Below are 21,550 nucleotides of genomic sequence, written 5' to 3'. Positions count from 1 at the left end.
GCCCGTCGGGCCTGTTCAGGTGTGCGATCCGATCCTCTTGAGCGTACGTCGGAGCGGGGCGGGTCGCGCGACGGAGGGGAGCCACCGGACCGGCCAACGGCCCTGGTGGGCGGCCCTGCCCTCAGCGCTGCCGGGCGCTCCGCTCCAGCAGTTGTGGAAGCGCACCCGCCAACCGCTCCCGCAGCCGGCCCGGATCGCTGTCCACCCACGGATGGACGGCGTGGAACGCGGCCCGGTCCACCATCCGGTCCAGCACCGTTCGGGCGTGAATCCCTCCGCGTGCGGGCCGAGCACGGTGCGCAGCAGGCGGGGCGACAGCCGGGTCGATGGGTGTTCTGCGAGCAGCACCGCGTCGTACAGGTTTTTGGCCGCCGGCCGGCCCTCGGCCTCCTGGTCCTCGGCGAGCCACAGCAGCTTCCACGCGAGCGAGAGGCCCGGACTCGCGGTACGGACCGGTGTGGGCGGTCCGCCGTCGCCGCGCGGGCAGGCGGTCCATACCGGGGCCCGGGGCAACCGCTCGTCCTGGGCGAAGTCCATCCGCGGGTCGCCGGCGGCAGCCCGTCGGCCTGCCAGGGGACGACGACGCGCGTGCCGGGCGTCTCGTACTCGCGGTACAACCACACGCCGTCCGAGGTCACCGTGTACGGATCGATCGTTCAGGCCGTTGCGTTCCGTCCAGCGCTCCAGACGGCACTCTCGTACGCCTCGCCGCCGCCCGTACCGGGGCGTGGGTCGAGTCGCACTGTCAGATGCGTTTCGAACTCTCCGTCGAACTCCGCTTCCACACGTCCCCCAGCAGTACTTTTGCCGTCCACTCCCGTCAGTGAACGCAGCAAGCGGCACTGAACAGCCTCCGGCCGCTCTCCGCCGAACGGTTGAGCGGACCGCCCACTACTCGTTACCCTCCGGTAAGTTCGTTCGGGCGTACAGGTGCGGGCGCGCGCGCCTGCCGATACGAGGAAGGCAGGCAGCCCATGTCCTCAGCGGAAGCCGTCGAAACGACCGAACCGGCCGGCCCGACCGGACTGGCCGACAGCGCGCTGGAGCTGGCCGAAGGCCGTACCACCTCGACCGAGCAGGTGTCCGCCGCCCTGAGCCGTATCGAAGCGAGCCAGGGCACCCTCAACGCGTTCAGGCACCTGCGCGCCGAGGCCGCACTCGCCGAGGCCGCCGAGGCCGACCGCCGACTCGCCGCGGGGGAGCGGCTGCCGCTGCTCGGGGTTCCGGTCGCCGTCAAGGACGACACCGATGTCGTCGGGATGCCGACCTACTTCGGCTGCGACGGCGATCTGCCCGCCGCCACCGCCGACAGCGAGGCCGTACGCAGACTGCGGGCGGCCGGGGCCGTGATCGTCGGGAAGACCAATTCCTGCGAGCTGGGCCAGTGGCCGTTCACCGAGGGCCCGGCCTTCGGCGCCACCCGCAATCCCTGGAACACCGGACACACCCCCGGCGGCTCGTCCGGCGGTTCGGCGGCGGCCGTCGCGGCGGGGCTCGTACCCGCCGCGCTCGGCTCGGACGGCGCGGGGTCCGTCCGTATCCCCGCAGCCTGGACCCATCTTGTCGGCATCAAACCGCAGCGCGGCCGGATCTCCGTCCACCCGCACGGCGACGCCTTTCAGGGCCTGACCGTCAACGGCCCCCTGGCCAGGACCGTCGCCGACGCCGCCCTGCTGCTCGACGCGGTCGCCGGAGCCCACCCCGACGACCCGCACCGCCCGCCCCCCGTCGAGGCATCGGCCGCAGCCCGCCGCGACCCGGGCAGACTGCGCATCGCCGTCGCCTGGCGCCCCCCGCTCACCCTCACCGGCTCCACGCCCCACCCCGATGTGCGCAGGGCCGTCACCGCACTGGCCGAGGCCCTCGCCCGCCTCGGCCACGACGTCGAGGAGGCCAGGCCCCGCTACGGACTGATCGGCCTCGGCTTCGTCCCCCGCGCCACCGCCGGGATCGCCGAACTCGCCGCCCGCCACCCCGACCCCGCGCTCCTCGACCCGCGCACCCGCAGCGCCCTGCGCACCGGCACCCGGCTGGGAGGCCGGGTGGTGCGCGCGGCCAGGGAGCGGGAGGTGCGCCAGCACCGCAGGATCGGAGCGTTCTTCCACACGTCCCGGGCCGGCGCCGGGTACGACGTACTGCTCACCCCGACGACTGCCCTGCCACCGCCCCCGATCGGCAGGTTCGACGGGCTGAGCGCCTGGCGCACCGATGTGATGATGGCCGAGGCCTGCCCGTACGCCTGGCCCTGGAACGTACTGGGCTGGCCCGGCATCAACGTACCGGCCGGATTCACCTTCGACGGGCTGCCCGTAGGCGCCCAGCTGCTGGGCCCCTCCCGCAGTGAGGAACGGCTGATCTCCCTCGCCGCCCAGTTGGAGGCCGACCGTCGCTGGTACGAGCACCGGCCCCCCGCCCCTCCCACCTCGGTCAGACCGGGCGGCGGGCGCTGACCACCCACACCCCCGCCCGCATCAGCACGCCCTCCGGGGTCTCGTGCGGCAGCAGCACCTCCGTCATCGAGGCCCGGGTGGCATCGGAGACGGTGAGCCCCGGCGTCCGGGAGACGAAGAACTCCACCGCGTCCGCCGCATCCCGGCCCCAGCAGGTGGCCGCGGTCACGCCGACCGCGACGATCTCCGTGAACCCGGCCGCCCCCAGGACCTTGTGGAGACGCTCCGGCTCCGACAGGGAGGCCATCGCCGTCGCCACCGCGTTCTCCGACGCGTGGTCCCGCCCCAGCAGCGAGGCCAGCAGGCCCAGCGCCTTGCCTTCCCCGCCGTCGGCATGCGGGGGCTGCGGGCAGATGAAGGCGAGCCTGCCGCCGGGCCGCAGCGCACCGGCGATGTGGGTGAACGCGGCGATGTGGTCGGCGAAGAACATCACACCGCCCCTGCTGATCGCCACGTCATAGCCGCCCGGCTCCAGCGGATGAACCTGCGCATCGCCCAACTCGTATGAAATGAAGGGGAATTGATCTGCGGGAGTGAGGGAACGAGCCCGTTCCAGGAGCGGCTTTGAGATGTCCACGCCGGTGACCCGCCCCTGCGGGGCGCGCCGCGCGGCCATCCGGGTCGTGAGGCCGCTGCCGCAGCCGATGTCGAGGACCCGTTCGGCGGAACCGATCGCCGCCACGTCGAACAGCGGCGCGTCGAATCCGGCCAGCATGGCGTTGTAACGCTCCGGATGGTCGGCCCAGTGCAGGCCGAGCGGCCCGTTCCAGGCGTCGGCGACAGTCATGCGTGCTCCTTCATGGCGGTGGTGAGGGTGGCCTCGATGCGTTCGACTGCGCAGAACGCACCGAAGGCGATCAGATGGACCAGGCAGTGATCGGTGTGCGGCGGTACGAGCCAGGCGGCCACGTCGTCGTCGGTGATCCGGTACGGCGCGCGGGCCGCGAGCAGTGCAAGCCGGGCGCCCGGCAGCTCGTCCCGGCCCGGCAACTGTGCGCCGTGCAGCGGCAGGGGAGTGACGCCGTCCCAGGCCGCCACCGATTCCCGTACGACAGTCAGCTCCTCGTCGCTCAGCAGCCCCGCGCCGAGATGCGCCGCCGTACGCAGCGCGCCGAATGCCGTGCCGATCGCCGTGCCCGCCGCCCAGTACGGTGGCTCGCCCTCCGTTTCGAGCAGCGCCAGGCTCTCCCCGGACATCAGCTCACGGCGCACGGTGCCGGCCAGGGAGCGGCCCGCCACGGTCCGTACGAGGCGGTACTTCTGGGCGCCTCCCGGCAGCATGTCCTCGGTCAGCAGCGACGACACGATCCGGTTGATGAAATGGAAGGCGAGCCCCGTCCCGATGTACTCCGCGGCCTGCTCGGCCGGGAACGGCTGCGCGGTGCTCATGTCCTTGCCCCAGGCGAGCAGTTGGCGGTGTACAGGGGCCTTCGGCTGCTCGCCGCGCACGATCGTCTCGGCCAGCCGGTGGTCGCCGGTGGCATGCAGCAGCACGGTGTGCGCGACCACGCAGAACGGGCAGCGGTTGACGAGCGACACCCCGGCAGCCACCACCTCCTTGTCCGTGCGCGGCGCCTGCCCGGCCAGCAGGGACTCCCGCATGACGGCCCAGGCACCGGCCAGCAACGGTGGCGCGGCGGACAGGACGACAAAGGTCGAGGCACGTTCGATGCCGAAATCGGTGCCCAGTCGGGCGTACACATCGGCGACCGTGCCGGTCGCCGACTTCGGCGGTACGGGTGAGGTGTAACGGAAAGGTCCGGTCATGGCAACGATGCTCGCCCGCCGACCCGCTCCCGGTCGTCGTACACCCGAAGGCGGTTGCCGCTGATCCCGCGTGATTCAGTGCCACCGCGACTACTTCCCCGGGAGTAGTCGTGTCCCCGTCCCTGCGGCTGATGCCGCCGCAGCCGTACGGAGGTTAGGGTGCCGCACATGCGGGGGGAAACGAAGGACATCGACCGGCGAACTCGCCTGCTGGACACAGCACTTGCCGTTGTCGTCACAGCGGCGGTCACCGCCGCGGCACTCGTCGCCTCGGCGCCCGGCGCCCTCGACCTGCTGCTCATCGCGGCCGGCGCACTCGCACTGGCCGGGCACCGCAGCGCCCCGCGCGCGGTCCTCGCCGTCACCACGCTCTGCATGCTCGGGTACGTGATTCACGCCCACCCGGGAAGCTGGGCGGCGTTCCCCGTGCTTGCCGCCGTGCACGCGGCCGCCCGCAACGGACACCGCGCCTGGGGCGTTGCCGCGGGCGCCCTCTTCCTCACCGGCTACTCCACGGTCCTCGCCGTCACCGCACCGGCCACCCAGGACACCGTCGAACGTACCCTTCTGCTGCTCGGCTGGTTCCTCTGCGCAGGCGTCACCGGACTCATCGACAAGAACTGGCAGGCGTATCTGCGCCAGACCGAACAGCGCGCCCTGGACGCCGAACGCAGCCGGGACGAGACCGCGCTGCGCCGGGCGGGGGAGGAGCGGCTGCGGATCGCCCGCGAGCTGCACGACTCGCTCACCCACTCCATCTCGATCGTCAAGCTCCAGGCAGGAGTCGCCGTGCACCTCGCCCGCAAACGGGGCACCGAGGTGGAACCCGCACTGCTCGCCATCCAGGAGGCGAGCGGCGAGGCGATGCGTGAGCTGCGGGCAACGCTGGAAGTACTCCGGACCGACGTCGTGGAGCCCGGCACCGGGCTCGACCGCATCGACGAGCTGGCCGAGCGGGCCCGTACCGCGGGCATCGCGCTCGCCGTCACGGTCAGCGGCGACGAACGGCCCCTGCCCCCGGCCGTCGACCGGGCCGCGTACCGCATCGTGCAGGAGGCCCTCACCAATGTCGCCCGGCACGCCGACCGTGCCAGGACGACCGTCCGCCTCACCTACACCGAACGGGCCCTGACCGTGCACGTCGACGACCAGGGCCCCTGCGTCGCCGGTGGCACCGTCACCGCGGGCACCGGCCTCACCGGCATGCGGGAACGCGTCACCGCACTCGGCGGCACTCTCGACGCCGCACCCCGCCCGGCCGGCGGCTTCTCCGTACGCGCGGAGCTCCCCCTGCGCACCGCCGGAACCGTCGGATGACCGACGAAGACGCCCCGGCGATCCGAGTGCTGATCGTCGACGACCAGGCGTTGATGCGGGCCGGATTCCGGGCGCTGCTCGAAGCGGAGGACGGCATCGAGGTGATCGGCGAGGCCGCCGACGGCCGCCACGGCCTGGAACTCGCCCGGCTGCACACTCCGGACGTCGCCCTCGTCGATGTACAGATGCCGGTGATGGGAGGCATCGAGGCCACCCACGAGATCGCCGCAGACCCGCTGCTGGCGGGCGTCCATGTCGTGATCCTCACCAATTACGGCCTCGACGAGTACGTCTTCGACGCCCTGCGCGCCGGAGCCGCCGGTTTTCTCCTGAAGGACACCGAGCCCGCCGAACTCCTGAGGGCCATCCGCGTCGCGGCCGGCGGTGACGCACTGCTCTCGCCCGCCGTCACCCGTCGGCTGATCGGCGAATTCGTCGCCAGACCACCTGACCGGAGCACTGCGCCCGGCTTCGAGACCCTCACCCGCCGGGAGCGCGAAGTCAGCGCGCTCGCCGCTCGCGGTCTCACCAACGAGGAGATCGCCGCACACATGGTGATCAGCCCGTTCACCGCGAAGACCCACATCAGCCGCGCCATGACGAAGCTGGGCGCCCGCGACCGGGCGCAGCTCGTCGTCTTCGCCTACGAATCGGGCCTCGTCGCACCCCGGGAGCCCCGCTCCTGAAGGCGGCGCGACAGCAGCCTCGCCCGCCCGGTCCATGACGGCGGACATTCGCACCGGAGCGCCGTAGGCGGGATCATGGACTGGAACGGAGCGGATGGGTGGTGACCAGTATGGCGTCGGAAGGCCCGCCGTCGGCGCCCCAAGCCGAACCGTCGCGGCCCAGGACCCCCCAGCACTCCTTCGGCACGGCAAATGACGCGACCGCGGTGATCGCCGCTGCCGGAACGGTCATCGGCTGGACGCACAGCGCACAGGACCTGCTGGGATACCGCGCCGCCGAGGTGGTCGGGCGGTCCGCCGGCTTCCTCCTCGCGATGCCCGAGGACCCGGTAAGAGTGGCGAGGATCGCCGAGCGGTGCCGTGCGGGCGTGGGCTGGAGCGGCCGCGCCGATGTGCGCCGGAGCGACGGCCGGCAGATCGAAGTGGATCTGCGGGTCTCGGCCTCGTTCCACCTGGACGGCCGGGAGTGTTTCCTGGTCTCCGGACGTGAACGGAAGCCGGAGTGGACGGTCGGGCAGTCCGTGCTGGATGCCTTCCTGACCAGCGCGCCGATCGGCATGGCGGTGATGAGCCCGCAACTGCGCTACGTCTGGATGAACGAAACCCTGGAACGCATCGGCGGCGTCCCGCGTGAGCAGCGCGTGGGCCGCCGGATGAGTGAAGTGCTCCCGGGACTGGAGACCGACGCCATAGAGCCCCTCATGCGCCGTGTGCTGGACACCGGGGTACCCGTCATCGACTTCGAGTACCGGGGCTGGAGCTGGGCAGATCCGCACCGTGAGCGCGCCTACTCCACGTCGTTCTTCCCTCTGACCGACGGCGACGGTACCGTCACCGGCATCTGCTACATGGTCCTGGACGTCACCGACCGGTGGAAGGCCCAGCAGCGCCTGGCCCTGGTCAACGACGCCGGAGCCAGCATCGGCTCCACCCTGGACGTGATGCGCACGGCTCAGGAGCTGGCCGACTTCGCGGTGCCGCGGTTCGCCGACTTCGTCACCGTCGACCTGCTGGAGCCGGTTGCCAGCCCCGAGGAGACCGGTCCGTGGTCCTCCGGCACGGGGCTGTCCGGCCTGAGGCTTTCCGGTACGGGAGCCGCCCATCCCGGTGCGCGTGCCGAGCCGGCCCGGCCGAGGATGCGCCGCGCCGGGATGAGTTCGGTGCGGGAGGGCTGCCCGGAGGCGGTCTGCCGGGTCGGGGACCCGGTGGATTTCGTGCCCCCGCCCCACGACATCCGCTTCCTCATCGACGGTGAACCCATCCTGATCCCGGTCCTCGACTCCGTCAGACATCTGTGGGCGGTCGAACAACCCGCCAGGGCGGCGCGCATGCGCGAGTACGGTTTCCACTCCCTCATCGCCGTACCCATGCGGGCCCGGGACACGGTGCTCGGCCTGACCACCTTCGTACGATCGGTGAATCCGGTCCCTTTCGAACCGGACGACGTGCTGTCGGCCCGCGATCTGGTGGCACGGGCGGCGGTGTGCGTGGACAACGCCCGCCGCTACACCCGAGAGCACGCTGCGGCGCTGACACTGCAGCGCAGTCTGCTCCCGCACACGCTGCCCGGAGGGATGGCTCTGGACGTGGCCTCCGCGTATCTCCCGGCGGACGCCAAGGACGGTGTCGGGGGCGACTGGTTCGATGTGATCCCGCTGTCCGGCGCCCGGGTCGCCCTGGTCGTCGGCGATGTCGTCGGCCACGGCATCAGCGCCGCCGCGACCATGGGCAGGCTCCGCACCGCGGTGCACACCCTCGCCGACATGGACCTTCCCCCCGATGAACTGCTGGCCCACCTCGACGACCTCGTACTCCGCCTGAGCGACGAGGAGCCCGAGGGCGAGTCGAGCGGCACGACCGTGCTGGGCGCCACCTGCCTGTACGCCGTCTACGACCCGGTCACCCAGCTCTGCACGATGGCGCGCGCCGGCCACCCGCCCCCCGTCGTCATCTCCCCGGACGGGCGCGTCAACTTCCCCGAACTGCCCGCAGGCCCGCCGCTCGGCCTGGGCGGGCTGCCCTTCGAGACAGCGGAGATCGAGCTGCCGGAAGGCAGCCTGATCGCCCTCTACACCAACGGTCTCATCGAAGGCAGGGACCGGGACGCCGACCTCGGGATGTCCCGCCTCGGCGCTGCCCTGGCGCAGCACGGACTTCCGCTCGACACACTGTGCGCGACGGTCGTGGAGCAGTTGCTTCCCGGGCCGCAGCCCGACGACGTCGCCCTGCTGCTCGCCCGCACCCACGAATTGAGCGCCGACCACGTCGTCTCATGGGAGGTACCCGCCGACCCGGCAGCCGTCGCGGGCGTCCGGGCCCGGACGGCCCGACTGCTGAGGACCTGGGGCCTGGAGGAGCTGCAGATGACGACCGAGCTGATCGTCAGCGAGCTGGTCACCAACGCGCTGCGCCATGCCACCGGCCCGATCCGGCTGCGGCTGCTGCGCCAGTCCGTCCTGATCTGCGAGGTCTCCGACGCCAGCAGCACATCACCCCGGCTGCGCCACGCCAGGACCACGGACGAGGGCGGTCGCGGCCTCTTCCTCGTAGCCCAGCTCACCCGCCGCTGGGGTACCCGCTACACACCCGAAGGCAAGATCATCTGGACCGAGCAGGAACTGCCGGCGACGGGAACGTAGGGACGTTCCGGGGAAGCCGTTCACGGCACCGGCTCTGCGGCACCGGCACTACGGCACCCGAGCGGTCCACTCCTCGGTGCCGAACTTCGTACGTACGAGCTCCTCGGCCTGCGCCATCTCCTCGTCCGTCACCTTGCCCTGGGTGAGGCCGTGCCGGTTACGGAAGGAGGCGATCATCCGCTCGATGACGGCCTCGCGCGCCAGTCCGGTCTGGCGGCGCAGCGGGTCGACACGCTTCTTCGCACTCTTGGTGCCCTTGTCGGAAAGCTTCTCCTTGCCGATCCGGAGCACCTCCAGCATCTTGTCGGCGTCGATGTCGTACGACATGGTCACGTGGTGCAGAACGGCCCCCTCCCCGCCGGCCACACGCTTCTGCGCCGCGCCCGCGATCTTCCCGGCGTCCGTGGCGATGTCGTTGAGCGGCTGGTACCAGGCCTTGATGCCCATGTCGCCGAGCGCCTCGAGCACCCAGTCGTCCAGATAGGCGTAACTGTCGGCGAACGAGAGGCCGGAGACGAGGGCGTCCGGGACGGAGAGCGAGTACGTGATGGTGTTGCCGGGCTCCACGAACATGGCCCCACCACCGGATACGCGGCGGACGACCGTGATGCCGTGGCGTTCGGCGCCTGCCGGGTCGACCTCGTTGCGCAAGGACTGGAAGCTGCCGATGATCACGGCGGGCGCGGCCCACTCCCACACCCGGAGCGTCGGCGGACGCCGGCCCGCGGCGACCTCGGCGGTGATGACCTCGTCGAGGGCCATGTGGAGTGCGGGGGACTGCGGGGCCTCGTGGATGAGCTGCCAGTCGTAGTCGCTCCACTCGGTGGCGTGCGCGAGGGCCCGGCGTACGGCGACGGCGACGCCCTCGGAGGTGAGGCCGAGCATCACGGTCGAGGCGGGGAGCGCCGCGTCGATCCGGGTGGCGAGAGTGGCGGTGTCGGTGTCGGCAGGGGCGCCCTCCAGTGCGGCGTCGATCGCGAGGATCGCCTCGTCCGGCTCCAGGAAGAAGTCCCCGGCCACCCGCACGTTGCGCAGTACCCCGCCCTCGACATCGAGATCCACCACGACGAGCTTGCCGCCCGGGACCTTGTACTCACCGTGCACAGCCATGCCTCCAGTCTCGCCCGACTCTCATCGTCACGAATCGGCTCCGATCAAGGACAACTCCGCCGCCGTACGGTTTAATCCGCACATTCGCAGTGACGGACGTGCTGTCCGGGATCACGCCGCCTGGTGTACGGACGTGGTCCCGATGGTGCATCACGTGGAGCGCATGGCAATTCCTGTGCCTGTCGCACAGCCCCCGCGACCTGCGGTTCCGGGTCGTGAGCATCCTGTCGCCGCCCGGGGGCACCAGCCTGAGAGCAGGGTGTGCGTACCGTAGTAGTTGCCGTGGACGTCGACCTGCGCAAACTGCGCTACTTCATGGCCGTGGCCGAGGAGTTGCACTTCGGCCGGGCCGCCGAGCGGCTGCATGTCACGCAACCCGTGCTCTCCCGGCAGATCCGCACCCCGCTGCTGTCGGAGTTCGCCGGCATCGCCGCCGCCCAGCGGTGATGCCCTGAGGACATCACCGCTGACGGAAGAGGTCTTGGACGCCGTACGGGGCACGGCGCGAGGGTGGACGAGCGGCGGATATCCCGACGCCATCCGAAAGGACACCGAGGGCTATGCAGGTCTTCATCACAGGCGGCTCCGGCTACATCGGCCGCTCCACCATTCAGGCGCTGATCCGGCACGGCATCGAGGTGACGGCGCTGGCGCGCAGCGAGCACTCCGCGCGCACCGTGTCGGACCTCGGTGCCGACTCCGTCGCGGGGGCGCTCACCGACACCGACGTCCTCCGGGAGGCGGCCCGCCGGGCCGACGGGGTCATCCACCTCGGGGTGGACTACGCCGAGGGCACGGCGGACGTCGACCGCGCTGCGGCCCAGGCACTGCAGGACGGCGCGGGAAGCCGCCCCTATGTGCACACCGGCGGGGTATGGGTGTATGGCGACACCGACGGGATCGTCGACGAGGACGCCCCGCTGAACCCGCCGCGCATCACCGCCTGGCGGATGGAGAACGAGAAGCGTGTGCTCGCCCGGGCCGTCACCGGAGGGTGTCCGGTGGTGGTGATGCCAGGGCTGGTCCACGGCCGCTCCGGCGGGCTGGTGCAGTCGTTCTTCGTCGAGCCGGGACGCGCCGCCGGTGCTGTGCCCTGTATCGGGGACGGCTCCAACCACTGGGCGCTGGTCCACGTCGACGACATCGCCGAACTGTACGTCCTGGCACTGAACGCCCCGGCCGGTTCCGTCTACGCCGGGGTCAGCGGACAGAACCTCCCGCTGGCGGCCATCACCCGAGCACTCGGCCACGCTGCCGGATGCCCGGGGAGGATCGACTCACTGACCCTCGATGAGGCCGTGCAGCGGATGGGCCCGATCGCCGAGGCGTTCGCCCTCGACCAGCAGTTCACCGGCGCCCGGGCCCGTCGGGAGCTCGGCTGGACACCCGTACGTCTCGATGCCCTGGCCGAACTGGCTCAGGGCTGAACCACACCCGCCCCGGCGGCGCTGTCCGGCTCCCGGCACCGCCGGGTGTGGGGGCAGGCCCGTACCGCAGTGCTTCACCGCCCGCCACGCCGCCCGACCGGCGTACCGGGCAACCGGCCAGTGCCCGTTCGACCGGCGGCCGGCGGGCTGACGAAGCGAACCAGAAGCCCCACCCGGGGCTGTGTGTGGTGTGCCTCGCCTGTCCGAGTGAGACCAGGGCTGCGCCTCTGCTGCGACGGGCATCAGGGAGAGGGGCGCCTGCCCCAGCGGGAAGGCGGCGCCGAATGCGGGGCCTGGAAGTCACCGTGGTGGTCCTCGCGGCCGTGGCGATCTCGACGTGGCCGGCTCGCCGCCTTCGCTGGAACGAGCCGGTCCTGCTGGTGGCAGGCGGCTGCCTGATCGGTCTCACGCCCGACTTCCGCACGGTGGTCCTGCCTCCCGATGTTGTACTGCTGCTGTTCTTGCCACCCCTGCTCCACTGGGAGTCGCTGACCACCTCGCTCCGCGAGATCCGGACGAACGCGCGCGGAATCACGCTGCTCGCCACCGGTCTGGTGCTGACCACGGCCGCCGCCGTGGCTGTGGTGGGACACGCGCTGGGCCTCTCCTGGCCGCTCGCCTTCGTCCTGCTCGCCTTCGTCCTGGGCGCCGTCGTCGCCCCCACCGACGCCATCGCCGTGGCGTCGCTCGCCCGGGACCTGCCCCGTCGTGTCCGGACCATCCTCCGGGCGGAGAGCCTGATCAACGACGGCACCGCGCTCGCCCTCTACGCGGTGGTGGCCGGGATCGTCGTGGAGGACCAGGGCTTCAGCCGGACGGGCGCCGTCGCGCGCTTCCTGCTGGCCTATGGCGGCGGTATCGCGATCGGCTCGGCCTGCGCCGTCGTCGTGGTGGCACTGCGCAGGCAGTTGCGCGACCGTGTGTTGGAGAGCGCCCTGGCCGCGCTCACCCGCGCGACGGGACCCCCGAGGAGTGAGCGTCCGCGTCCGGGGACGGATGGGATCGCGGCCGTGGACGTGGACGTGGCCGTTTCTTCGGGGCTGTCGATCCGGCCATTCCGCTGCACGCGCTCTCCGCTGCCGAGACTCCGTGCCGGCGAACTGCTGTGCCGCAGGATCCGCCGGCCGGGACAGGACGGTGACCTCGGCGCCCATGATGTGGGCGATCTCGAGGGCGACGTGGCCGAGTCCGGCGAGGCCGTTGACGGCTACCTGCCTGCCGGGGCCGGCGGGAATGAACACGCGGACCACTACTGAGGGTCGCGGACGACATCGGTGATCCAGCGTGCGTCCGGTGATTCGCCGTCCGGGTGAATTCGGCACCGTACAGCTCATTTGCAGTGTCATCAGAAGCACTGGTGGGGTTGTCTGGTGACCCGGAGTCCGGCGGGAGGTGTGCACATGGTGCCCAGCAGCGGCAATGTGATGCGCCTGCTGTCCCGTGCCCTCTGTGCGATCACGCTGATCACTCTGGCGACGCTGGCACACGCCGTCTCGCTCCCGGCCTGGCAGCAGCCGACGTCCTCGCACATCGGCCTGGAAGGCCGCACTGTGCACACCGTGACCGAGGACATCGACAGTGCCGCTCTCCCCGTAGTGGGGTCCGCCGTCCCGGACTCCGGAGGTCACGCGGGCGGCCATGGCTGGCGAGTGGGTTCGACTTCCATCGGCAAGCCGAAGCATGCTGCCGACCTCGCGGGTGCTTCCTCTGTCATCTCGCACGCGGTCCGCCGGGATGCAGAGGCAGGCAGTGGAACTGCAAGGCCCGCTCCTGCCGCAGTCGCGGGCGCTGCCGGGTTCTCCTCAGGGTGCGCCCTGCGCTGCTGAGCGGACCCGGCCTCTTCGACGTGCCTGCCAGTGGGCGGGGCGCCGCGGAAGAGGCCTGCCGTCACCGTAGTTGACGCTCATTGACTTCGCAGGAGCACTCCGTCATGCCCGCAGACGTCTTTGCGGCCATGGGCGCGTTGGTACGCGCCGAGGCCGCCCGGAAAGTCACCTCACCTGCCCCGCCCGTGAACATCGCTCCATCTCCACTCAGCGATGGGTCCGTTCACGGCCCCCGTCCGCTGCCACAGGCACCACGTCCTACGAAGGCGCCGTCCGGGTGGTGGCGCCGGGTTGTGGTCACGCGGCACCCCTGGTGTGTCACATTGTGCCGCCACGACCCCATCGGGGACGGCTCACCCGAACCCCGCCTCTGACTGCTTCCCGGCGGTAGGCGGGCCCAGCGGCGTACGCCGCGGTCCCTTCTGCCCGGGTGCATTCATCCATGTCACAGACGCACCCCGGGCGCATTGGGCTGCGATCCTGCCGTCCGCCCTCTCCGCGGTGCCACTCGCCTCGCTGGCCGGGGTCCTGATCTACTTGGGCGGCAAGCTGATCCCCGTCAGGGAATGGCGCGGACTGTGGCGCGAACAGCGCGGAGAGGCCGTGATCCTCGTAGCAACGGCAGTCTCGATCGTCGTGGTCAACATGTTCGAAGGCGTGCTGATCGGTCTGGCGTTCGCTGTGGCCTAGGCTGCTTGGGACACCTCCCACCTGCGCTTGGAGGTGTCCGATCAGGGCAATGGGCCGGTCAAGGTGTACATGATCGGCAACGCCACCTTTCTGCGGCTGCCGAAGATGCTGGACGCGTTGGAGGCACTGCCTCGAAACCGCAGCGTGGAAATCGACCTGACGGGCCTGCGCCACCTTGACCACGCATGCCGCACTGCATTGTCCACATGGGCGGAGCCGCGCGCGATGGAGGACGCACCCAACCGGTCACCGTCATCGATGCCTCATGAGCCGGCCCACGCACTCGGATACATCCGACGGGCGTCGAGTGCTCCGCGCGCAGACCGGCAGCGTCGGGGAAGCCCCACAGGTGACGGTGCGGAGCCTTGGCCACTACGGATGTCGGGCCGAGTCGCATGGCGAGGAGGATCGTTCAGATGCCCGAGGCGCGGCGCCGGGCCCGTCGTTGCCGATGACCCCCGCCGAGGAAGACGCCCGCGGAGCACACCGCTGGGCTCACCGGCTGAGTTCCTTAGCAGATTCGCATTGCTCGTACGGTCTCGATGAGGTATTTCACCCTTAACTCCCCATAAATGCACATCGCTTCCTGTTTGGCGATACGGTCGGGGGCGTGCCGTCCGTTGTTGTCCCGGGGCCGGGTGTTCGCCGCCTCGTCATCACTCTGCTCCTGAGCCTGGCGATCGCCGCCGTGGCCCATGTGCTGACATGTGGCGTGCAGGCGCTGGACGGACACCACGTGTCACTCCTCAGCGGTCCGCCGCCCGCAGCCGACCACGTGCGGGACAAGGGCCCCGTGTTGGACACAGCGGAGACCACCGACCGCGACGTGTCCGAGACCGGGCATCATCCGGCGACTCCCGGCGGATGCTGTGATTCGGCGGTGCTCCTGGTCGAGGCGCCGACGCGCTCCGGGCTCCCCCTCCTGGCGGCGCTGCTGAACACCCTCGCAGCGTGGGGACTCATGGAGGCGGGCCTCTCGAGTCCGTCGCGGCGCCGTCCCGTCGGTCTCGCAGCCGGCGGGACGCCATGCCCCACGGGATTCTCTCTGCTGCAACTGGTCTGCGTCAGCCGTACGTGACACGGCTCGGTGCGCCCGGCCGCTCCCGCGACCGCCCGCACGAGCCGCCCGTACCCGTACCGCTCTCACGTGACGGCCCCGACCCGGTTCGCGGCCGTGGAAAGACCAGGTCGCCATGACCGCTGCCATGCGCAGCATTTCCACCGACGACGTGCACGCCTTCGTGGCCGCACACGGACTCCCCGAACCGGCAGGTGCGCCCCGTCGCACCCCCGCCGGCATGGTGGGCAACACCCCGGTCCTCTGGGTCGGAAGCCCTTTCACTCCCGCCGGCCGAGGCTTCTGGGCCAAGTTGGAGGGCGCCAATCCCGGCGGCATCAAGGACCGTCCGGCCCTTCACATGGTTGCGGCTGCCCGGGCCCGCGGAGAGCTCCGGCCCGAAGCGCCCGTCATCGAGTCCACCAGCGGGACGCTCGGACTCGGTCTCGCGCTCGCGGGCATCACCTACGGCCATCCGGTCACTCTGGTCACCGACCCCGGCATGGAACCGCTCATGGTCCACCAGCTCCGCGCCCTCGGCGCCCGGGTGGAGGTGGTGGCAGAACCGAGTCCGGCCGGCGGCTGGCAGCAGGCGCGCAGGGACCGCGTCCGCTCCCTGCTCGCCGCGCATCCGGGCTCCTGGTGCCCCGACCAGTACCACAACCCGGACAACCCGGCGGCGTACGCGAATCTTGCCCTCGAACTCGTCGTACAGCTCGGCCGGGTGGACGTGCTGGTGGCCGCCGTCGGAACGGGCGGGCACTCGGCCGGGACCGCCCGTGCCCTGCGCGCGATCTTGCCGGGCGTGCGGCTGGTGGGCGTCGACTCGGTGCGCTCCACCATCTTCGGCCAGCCCGCCGGTGTCCGCCTGATGCGGGGCCTGGGCAGCAGTATTTACCCGCGCAACGTCGACCACGCCGCCTTCGACGAGGCCCATTGGGTCGCACCGAACGAGGCGGTCCGGGCGGCCCGACAGCTGGCGAGGCACCACTGTGCGAGCGGCGGCTGGAGCGTCGGCGCCGTTGCGCTGGTGGCCGGCTGGCTCGCCCGCACCCACACCCCGGGTACCCGCATCGCGGCGATCTTCCCCGACGGAGTCCACCGCTACTGGGACACGGTCTACAACGACGACTACTGCCGCACGCACGACCTCCTCTCACGCCGGCCCGCCGACGACCCCGATGAGATCGCCCATCCCGGCGAGCGCGTCGTGGAGCGCTGGACGCGCTGTGTGAACATCACCGCGCCCCGCGCCGACGAGGAGGCCACACGATGAGGGAGCTCGCCCGGCAGTTCCGCCTCTTCGACGGTGCCGTACGGCTGTTGATGGTCCAGCAGTTCACCATCAACACGGCGTTCTACATGCTCATGCCCTACCTTGCGATCCACCTGTCGGGTGGCCTGGGCATGGCAGCCTGGGCGGTCGGACTCGTGCTCGGCGTAAGGAACTTCAGCCAACAGGGCATGTTCCTCATCGGCGGCACGCTCGCGGACCGGCTCGGCTGCAAGAGCGTGATCGTCGCCGGATGTGTGCTGCGGACCGCCGGCTTCGGACTGCTCGGCTTCGTCGACTCGCTGCCCGCGCTGATCGTCGCGTCGGCGCTGACGGGCTTCGCGGGGGCGTTGTTCAACCCGGCTGTGCGGGCCCTGCTCGCACGGGAAGCGGGGGAGCGACGGGTGGAGGCGTTCGCGCTGTTCAACGTCTTCTACCAAGTGGGCATGTTTGCCGGCCCCTTGATCGGTCTTGCCCTGATCGCACTGAATTTCCGGCTGGTGTGCGCGGTGGCGGCACTGCTCTTCCTCGGACTCACCCTCGTACAGGTCAAGGTCCTGCCCGACCGCGGGCGCCCGCCGGCTGCGAAGGAGCGGTGCCAAGGAGTGCTTGCCGACTGGCGCACTGTCGTGTCCAACCGACCCTTCCTGCTCTTTTCCGCAGCGATGATCGGCTCGTACGTCCTGTCCTTCCAGGTCTACCTGGCGCTGCCGTTGCAGGCGCAGCGGGTGGCCCCGGGGAGCGGGGACGGCGTCACCACGTCGCTCTTCGCCGTATCGGCGGGTGTTGCCGCGGCCGGGCAGCTGCGCATCACCGCATGGGCGCGGGCGCGTTGGTCTCCGGGCCGGTCCGTCGTGTACGGCTTGACGCTGATGGGCGGCGCCTTCGCACCGCTCCTTGTCGCGGGCGCACCGCCTCGGGGCGAGGGACTGCTGATCCGGGCGGTGGCCCTGACACCGCTGTTCCTTGCGGCCGCCCTGCTAGCCCTGGGTACGGCCCTGGTGTATCCGTTCGAGATGGACACCGTCGTCGCGTTCTCCGGCGAGCGGCTGGTCGCCACCCACTACGGCCTGTACAACACCATCTCGGGCGTCGGGATCACCGTGGGGAACCTTGCGACCGGCGCCGTGTGGGATGCCTCCACTGAGCAACCGCGTCTGCCCTGGCTCGTGTTGTGCATCGTGGGCGTCGTGTGCGCCGCAGCGATCGCCGGCTTGACGCGCACCGGGAGACTTGGGCCTCTCCGGGTCGGCCGGGCGGGGGAACCGGTTCCGCAGCGGTGAGGCAGTGCCGTCCGGCGCGATGGCCTGCCTCAGGTCAGGTCAGGTTCAGTCCTCCGTCGAGCACGATGACCTCTCCGGTGAGATAGGTGCTGGCGATCACCGACGCCACCAGGTCGGCCACGTCGGCGGGCTGAGCCGGGCGGCGCATGGGCGCGCGGTCCCGCCACAACTCGTGCGCCTGAGCCCAGTCCTTCGTCATCGGCGTGTCCACCAGCCCCGGAGCGACCGCGTTGACCCGCACATCCGGCCCGAGCGCAGCCGCGAGCAGCCGGGTCACGTGATTCAGCGCGGCCTTGCTCGCTGCGTAGGGCACCGACGAGCCCTTGGGGCGCACCCCGGCATGGCTGGTGATGTTCACGATGCTGCCGCCTGCGGGGGATCGGCGCAGCATCGGAAGTGCCGCCGTGCACAGCACCCAGGGTGCGATCAGGTTGACTTCCAGCAGCTGCCGCCAGTCCGCCGGCGTCGCAGCGGCCAAGTCGTCGTGCGGGATCGGCCAGCTGATGCCCGCGTTGTTCACCAGCACGTCCAGCCGCCCGAACCGGCCGAGTGCCGCCTCGACCAGCCCCCGGACTTCCTCCTCCACCGCCAGATCCGCCTGTACGTAAGCCCCGCCGAGCTCCGCCGCCAGCGCCTCCCCGGCCTCCGCACTGCGCCGCGAGTGCACGACGACCCGCATTCCGTCCGCCGCCAGCCTCCGCGCAACGGCCTCCCCGATCCCCGACGTGGACCCGCTGACCAGGGCGACGGGCCTATCCGCTTGTTCAGTCCTCATGCCGACGGATCCTGCCACGGCCTCCAGCAGAGATGTCGGGTCGTGGCCGCGAGGTGCTGCCGCATGGCCGGAGCAGGCCGGGGGGACGCTGGTCGGAGCCAGCCGGCACGGCGGAAGCTTCGGTGGATGACGAGGCGGGCGGTAGCCATGACTCCGAGGGCGAGGGGGTACCCGTAGGTCCAGCGCAGCTCCGGCATGTGGTCGCAGTTCATGCCGTAGACGCCGCAGACCATCGTCGGTACGGCGGTGATCGCCGCCCCTGCCGTGATCTTGCGCATGTCCTCGTCCTGGGCGACGGTCACCTGGGCGAGGTGGGCCTGGAGGAGTACGCCGTCGTCGTAGATCACGTGTGACCGGGGCCGCGGCCGGCCCGTCGCTGCCGGCCGGGGTGGTGGTGACGAGCCTGTACGTCGCCGGCCTCGACCGCCTGCTGCGGCGCCGCCTCCACCGCCTCGCAGAGGCCCACTGCTCAGTCGTGCACGGCAGCGCCGCCGAGGTGGTGGTCGGCGAGGTTCAGGACTTCGTCGACCACACGTCGCAAGTGCCCGTCGGGCAGGCCGTAAATCATGCGCCTACCCTCCTTGCGTACGGACACGAGCCCCGCCAGTCGCAGCTTGGCCAAGTGCTGGCTGACCGCCGGACGAGCGGCTCCGCAGGCTGCCGTCAGTGAGGTGACATCCGCTTCACCTTTGCCGAGCGTGTGCACCAGTGCGAGCCGGGTGCGGTCGGCGAGCAGGCCCAGGACCGCGGCGGCGTGGGTGAGCTGTTCGGCGCCTGGATCTCGCGGGTGCGTACCGTGCGCAAGTGATAGGTGCATGCGTGCGCTCATGTGCACATAATGGATCAGGGCGCCCTGCGGTGTCCACATCCCCGTCCCGCGTCGAAAGGCCGGACCGTGAGCGAGCAGCCTGGACACACCCACCACCCGCACGAGTACCGGCACATGCGCGGCCATGACCACGGTCGGGACAGCGGGCAGGCCCGTGGGCACGGTGGCACCGGCCGCCGGGCACGGTGGCGGCATCGGCTCGGCGACCTGGTGAAACCGCACTCGCACGAGTCCGCCGACAAGGTCGACCGTGCCCTGGAGTCCTCCGCGCAGGGCATGCGGGCGCTTTGGATTTCTCTGGCGGTGCTCGGCGTCACGGCTGTGACGCAGGCTGTGGTGGTCGTCCTGTCCGGCTCGGTGGCTCTGCTCGGCGACACTGTGCACAACGCGGCCGACGCACTGACCGCACTGCCGCTGGGCGTGGCCTTCGTCCTGGGCCGCCGGGCGGCGAACCGCCGCTTCACCTACGGCTACGGGCGGGCCGAGGACCTGGCCGGCATCGTCATCGTGGTGACCATTGCGGCCTCCGCATTCTTTGCCGCCTGGACCGCGATCGACCGGCTGCTGAACCCGCAGGGGATCAGCTGCCTCCCCGCCGTCGCTGCCGCGGCCGTGGTCGGCTTCGTCGGCAATGAGTGGGTGGCCCGCTATCGCATCCGAGTCGGACGCGAGATCGGCTCGGCTGCCTTGATCGCCGACGGACTGCACGCCCGAACCGACGGATTCACCTCGCTCGCCGTGTTGTTGGGCGCAGGCGGTGCCGCGATCGGCTGGCGGCTTGCCGACCCGATCGTGGGTCTGGTCATCACCGCTGCGATTCTGCTGGTGCTGCGCGACGCCTGCCGGGAAGTCTTCCGCCGGGTGATGGACGCCGTCGATCCTGCCCTGGTCGACGCGGCCGAGCACGCGCTGGAACACGTGCCGGGCGTAAGGGCGGTGGGTGAGCTGCGGCTGCGCTGGATCGGCCACCGGCTGCGTGCGGAGGTCGCGGTCGTTGTCGACGGCGAGCTGAATGTGCGTGAAGCCCACCAGGTGGCCGTGGAGGCCGAGCATGCCCTGCTGCACGCCGTACCGAAGCTGACCGCGGCCTTGGTCCATGCCGACCCGACTCCGGCGCCGGGTGCCCCGGACCCGCACCTGGTCCTGGCACACCACGGGACCTGAGTCGAGAGATCTGCAACGGCACCAGCACCACGAGGACTTCGTCGGTCGTGGCCGGCGAATACGAGGGCGTGGACCGGCCGGTCCACGTCGTCACGGTCACTGGCTGGATCTCCGGCCTCGACCTGGGCAATATCGGCTGCATCATCGTCGGACTCTTCGTTCCGGTGTGGGCGGTGGCGGCGGCGTACTGGAGGATCGCGAACCGCCGACAGCGGCTGACGCCGACTTCGTCCGAACCGGTAGGGGACGCCGTCGGATCTGCGTCGATGGTGATCGGAAACGGTCCGGGGCCGCGCGGTGAGTTCACACCACGCGGCCCCGGACCGTCGGAAAGGGGTGCGGCTGGACGGCGGGTCAGCCCTTGCGGGACTTGACCTCGTCGGTGAGCTGGGGGACGACCTGGAAGAGGTCGCCGACGACGCCGTAGTCGACGAGGTCGAAGATGGGGGCCTCGGCGTCCTTGTTGATCGCGACGATCGTCTTGGACGTCTGCATGCCCGCCCGGTGCTGGATCGCGCCGGAGATGCCGGAGGCGATGTACAGCTGCGGGGAGACGGACTTGCCGGTCTGGCCGACCTGGCTGGAGTGCGGGTACCAGCCGGCGTCGACCGCGGCACGCGAGGCGCCGACGGCCGCGCCGAGGGAGTCGGCCAGCGCCTCGATGACCGCGAAGTTCTCCGCACCGTTGACGCCACGGCCGCCGGAGACGACGATCGCGGCCTCTGTCAGCTCCGGACGGCCCGTCGACTCACGCGGCGTACGGGACAGCACCTTCGTGCCGGTGGCCTGCGCGGAGAACGACACACTGAGGGTTTCGACCACGCCCGCCGCCGAAGCGGCCTCGACCGGAGCCGAGTTCGGCTTGACCGTGATGACCGGGGTCCCCCTGGAGACACGGGACTTGGTGGTGAACGACGCGGCGAACGCGGACTGCGTGGCGACGGGGCCCTGCTCACCGGCCTCCAGGTCGACGGCGTCGGTGATGATGCCCGACCCGATCCGGACCGCGAGACGGGCCGCGATCTCCTTGCCCTCCGCGGAGGACGGGACCAGCACCGCCACCGGGGAGAGGGCGTCATGGGCGGCCTGCAGCGCGTCGACCTTCGGCACGACGAGGTAGTCGGCGAACTCCGGCGCATCGGCGGTCAGGACCTTCACCGCGCCGTGCTCGGCGAGCACACCGGCGGTGTCGGCGGCACCCGCACCGAGCGCGAGCGCGACCGGCTCACCGATCCGGCGGGCCAGCGTCAGCAGCTC

The 21,550-nt window shown here is 71.0% G+C and carries 18 protein-coding genes and 3 pseudogenes; 13 read left to right on the top strand and 8 right to left on the bottom strand.

From position 1 onward, the window contains the following. Window positions 1-15 precede the first annotated feature (15 nt). A complete protein-coding gene (locus ACIPEK_RS33470; RefSeq protein WP_402003938.1) occupies window positions 16-537 on the bottom strand; it encodes a hypothetical protein in 522 nt (173 codons plus the stop codon). A 437-nt stretch (window positions 538-974) separates the two neighbouring features. On the opposite strand from ACIPEK_RS33470, the gene ACIPEK_RS33465 reads away from it, so the two are divergent. After that, window positions 975-2,450 (top strand): amidase, encoded by a 1,476-nt coding sequence (locus ACIPEK_RS33465; protein WP_402003935.1) that lies wholly within the window; start codon window positions 975-977, stop codon window positions 2,448-2,450. On the opposite strand, the gene ACIPEK_RS33460 is transcribed toward ACIPEK_RS33465, so the two are convergent. Further along, window positions 2,428-3,237, bottom strand: a complete 810-nt coding sequence (locus ACIPEK_RS33460; RefSeq protein ID WP_402003932.1) for a class I SAM-dependent methyltransferase — start codon at window positions 3,235-3,237, stop codon at window positions 2,428-2,430. The two genes, ACIPEK_RS33465 and ACIPEK_RS33460, sit on opposite strands and share 23 nt — an antisense overlap. Then, a complete protein-coding gene (locus ACIPEK_RS33455; protein ID WP_402003930.1) occupies window positions 3,234-4,217 on the bottom strand; it encodes a carboxymuconolactone decarboxylase family protein in 984 nt (327 codons plus the stop codon). The genes ACIPEK_RS33460 and ACIPEK_RS33455 overlap by 4 nt, the downstream gene beginning before the upstream one ends. 168 nt (window positions 4,218-4,385) lie before the next feature. Here ACIPEK_RS33455 and ACIPEK_RS33450 point away from each other — a divergent pair, with 168 nt between their 5' ends. The 3 genes from ACIPEK_RS33450 to ACIPEK_RS33440 all read left to right on the top strand — a co-directional run bounded on the left by ACIPEK_RS33450 (window position 4,386) and on the right by ACIPEK_RS33440 (window position 8,859). After that, a complete protein-coding gene (locus ACIPEK_RS33450) occupies window positions 4,386-5,534 on the top strand; it encodes a sensor histidine kinase (protein WP_402003927.1) in 1,149 nt (382 codons plus the stop codon). After that, a complete protein-coding gene (locus tag ACIPEK_RS33445; RefSeq protein ID WP_402003924.1) occupies window positions 5,531-6,220 on the top strand; it encodes a response regulator in 690 nt (229 codons plus the stop codon). The genes ACIPEK_RS33450 and ACIPEK_RS33445 overlap by 4 nt, the downstream gene beginning before the upstream one ends. Window positions 6,221-6,330: 110 nt before the next feature. After that, complete coding sequence (locus tag ACIPEK_RS33440; protein WP_402004084.1) at window positions 6,331-8,859, top strand: SpoIIE family protein phosphatase; 2,529 nt, start codon at window positions 6,331-6,333, stop codon at window positions 8,857-8,859. Between the two features lie 48 nt (window positions 8,860-8,907). On the opposite strand, the gene ACIPEK_RS33435 is transcribed toward ACIPEK_RS33440, so the two are convergent. Next, the gene (locus ACIPEK_RS33435) at window positions 8,908-9,963 is read right to left on the bottom strand and encodes a biotin/lipoate A/B protein ligase family protein (protein WP_402004081.1); all 1,056 of its coding nucleotides are present in this window, start codon (window positions 9,961-9,963) and stop codon (window positions 8,908-8,910) included. A gap of 288 nt (window positions 9,964-10,251) precedes the next feature. Here ACIPEK_RS33435 and ACIPEK_RS33430 point away from each other — a divergent pair. From ACIPEK_RS33430 to ACIPEK_RS33395, 8 genes and pseudogenes are all read left to right on the top strand, one after another. Then, a pseudogene (locus tag ACIPEK_RS33430) lies at window positions 10,252-10,368 on the top strand (LysR family transcriptional regulator); the annotation flags it as partial. 161 nt (window positions 10,369-10,529) lie between these two features. Continuing rightward, window positions 10,530-11,396, top strand: coding sequence for an NAD-dependent epimerase/dehydratase family protein (locus ACIPEK_RS33425; protein WP_402003921.1), 867 nt, complete (start codon window positions 10,530-10,532; stop codon window positions 11,394-11,396). 284 nt (window positions 11,397-11,680) lie between these two features. Next, window positions 11,681-12,652 (top strand): cation:proton antiporter, encoded by a 972-nt coding sequence (locus ACIPEK_RS33420; RefSeq protein ID WP_402003918.1) that lies wholly within the window; start codon window positions 11,681-11,683, stop codon window positions 12,650-12,652. 144 nt (window positions 12,653-12,796) lie between these two features. Next, the gene (locus tag ACIPEK_RS33415) at window positions 12,797-13,222 is read left to right on the top strand and encodes a hypothetical protein (RefSeq protein ID WP_402003915.1); all 426 of its coding nucleotides are present in this window, start codon (window positions 12,797-12,799) and stop codon (window positions 13,220-13,222) included. A 468-nt stretch (window positions 13,223-13,690) separates the two neighbouring features. After that, window positions 13,691-14,128: pseudogene (locus tag ACIPEK_RS33410) on the top strand (SulP family inorganic anion transporter); the annotation flags it as partial. 394 nt (window positions 14,129-14,522) lie between these two features. Then, a complete protein-coding gene (locus ACIPEK_RS33405; RefSeq protein ID WP_402003912.1) occupies window positions 14,523-14,990 on the top strand; it encodes a hypothetical protein in 468 nt (155 codons plus the stop codon). Between the two features lie 127 nt (window positions 14,991-15,117). Then, window positions 15,118-16,245: a PLP-dependent cysteine synthase family protein gene (locus ACIPEK_RS33400; RefSeq protein ID WP_402003909.1), complete on the top strand. Its 1,128-nt coding sequence runs from the start codon at window positions 15,118-15,120 to the stop codon at window positions 16,243-16,245. Next, complete coding sequence (locus ACIPEK_RS33395) at window positions 16,242-17,525, top strand: MFS transporter (RefSeq protein WP_402003906.1); 1,284 nt, start codon at window positions 16,242-16,244, stop codon at window positions 17,523-17,525. The genes ACIPEK_RS33400 and ACIPEK_RS33395 overlap by 4 nt, the downstream gene beginning before the upstream one ends. A gap of 34 nt (window positions 17,526-17,559) precedes the next feature. On the opposite strand, the gene ACIPEK_RS33390 is transcribed toward ACIPEK_RS33395, so the two are convergent. The 3 genes and pseudogenes from ACIPEK_RS33390 to ACIPEK_RS33380 form a co-directional block, all read right to left on the bottom strand. Further along, a complete protein-coding gene (locus ACIPEK_RS33390) occupies window positions 17,560-18,300 on the bottom strand; it encodes an SDR family NAD(P)-dependent oxidoreductase (protein ID WP_402003903.1) in 741 nt (246 codons plus the stop codon). A 95-nt stretch (window positions 18,301-18,395) separates the two neighbouring features. Continuing rightward, a pseudogene (locus ACIPEK_RS33385) lies at window positions 18,396-18,626 on the bottom strand (CorA family divalent cation transporter); the annotation flags it as partial. 143 nt (window positions 18,627-18,769) lie between these two features. Beyond that, complete coding sequence (locus ACIPEK_RS33380; protein ID WP_402003900.1) at window positions 18,770-19,129, bottom strand: ArsR/SmtB family transcription factor; 360 nt, start codon at window positions 19,127-19,129, stop codon at window positions 18,770-18,772. A gap of 114 nt (window positions 19,130-19,243) precedes the next feature. Between ACIPEK_RS33380 and ACIPEK_RS33375 the strand changes: the two genes are divergently transcribed. After that, complete coding sequence (locus ACIPEK_RS33375) at window positions 19,244-20,293, top strand: cation diffusion facilitator family transporter (protein WP_402004078.1); 1,050 nt, start codon at window positions 19,244-19,246, stop codon at window positions 20,291-20,293. A 354-nt stretch (window positions 20,294-20,647) separates the two neighbouring features. Here ACIPEK_RS33375 and ACIPEK_RS33370 read toward each other — a convergent pair. Further along, window positions 20,648-21,550 (bottom strand): electron transfer flavoprotein subunit alpha/FixB family protein (locus ACIPEK_RS33370; RefSeq protein ID WP_402003897.1); only part of this gene is annotated, 903 nt, incomplete at its 5' end.

Source organism: Streptomyces sp. NPDC088246, from assembly GCF_044741025.1.
GTDB lineage: Bacteria > Actinomycetota > Actinomycetes > Streptomycetales > Streptomycetaceae > Streptomyces.
The sequence above is the reverse complement of the archived record's forward strand: the minus strand, read 5'-3'. Positions and strand labels throughout refer to the sequence as shown.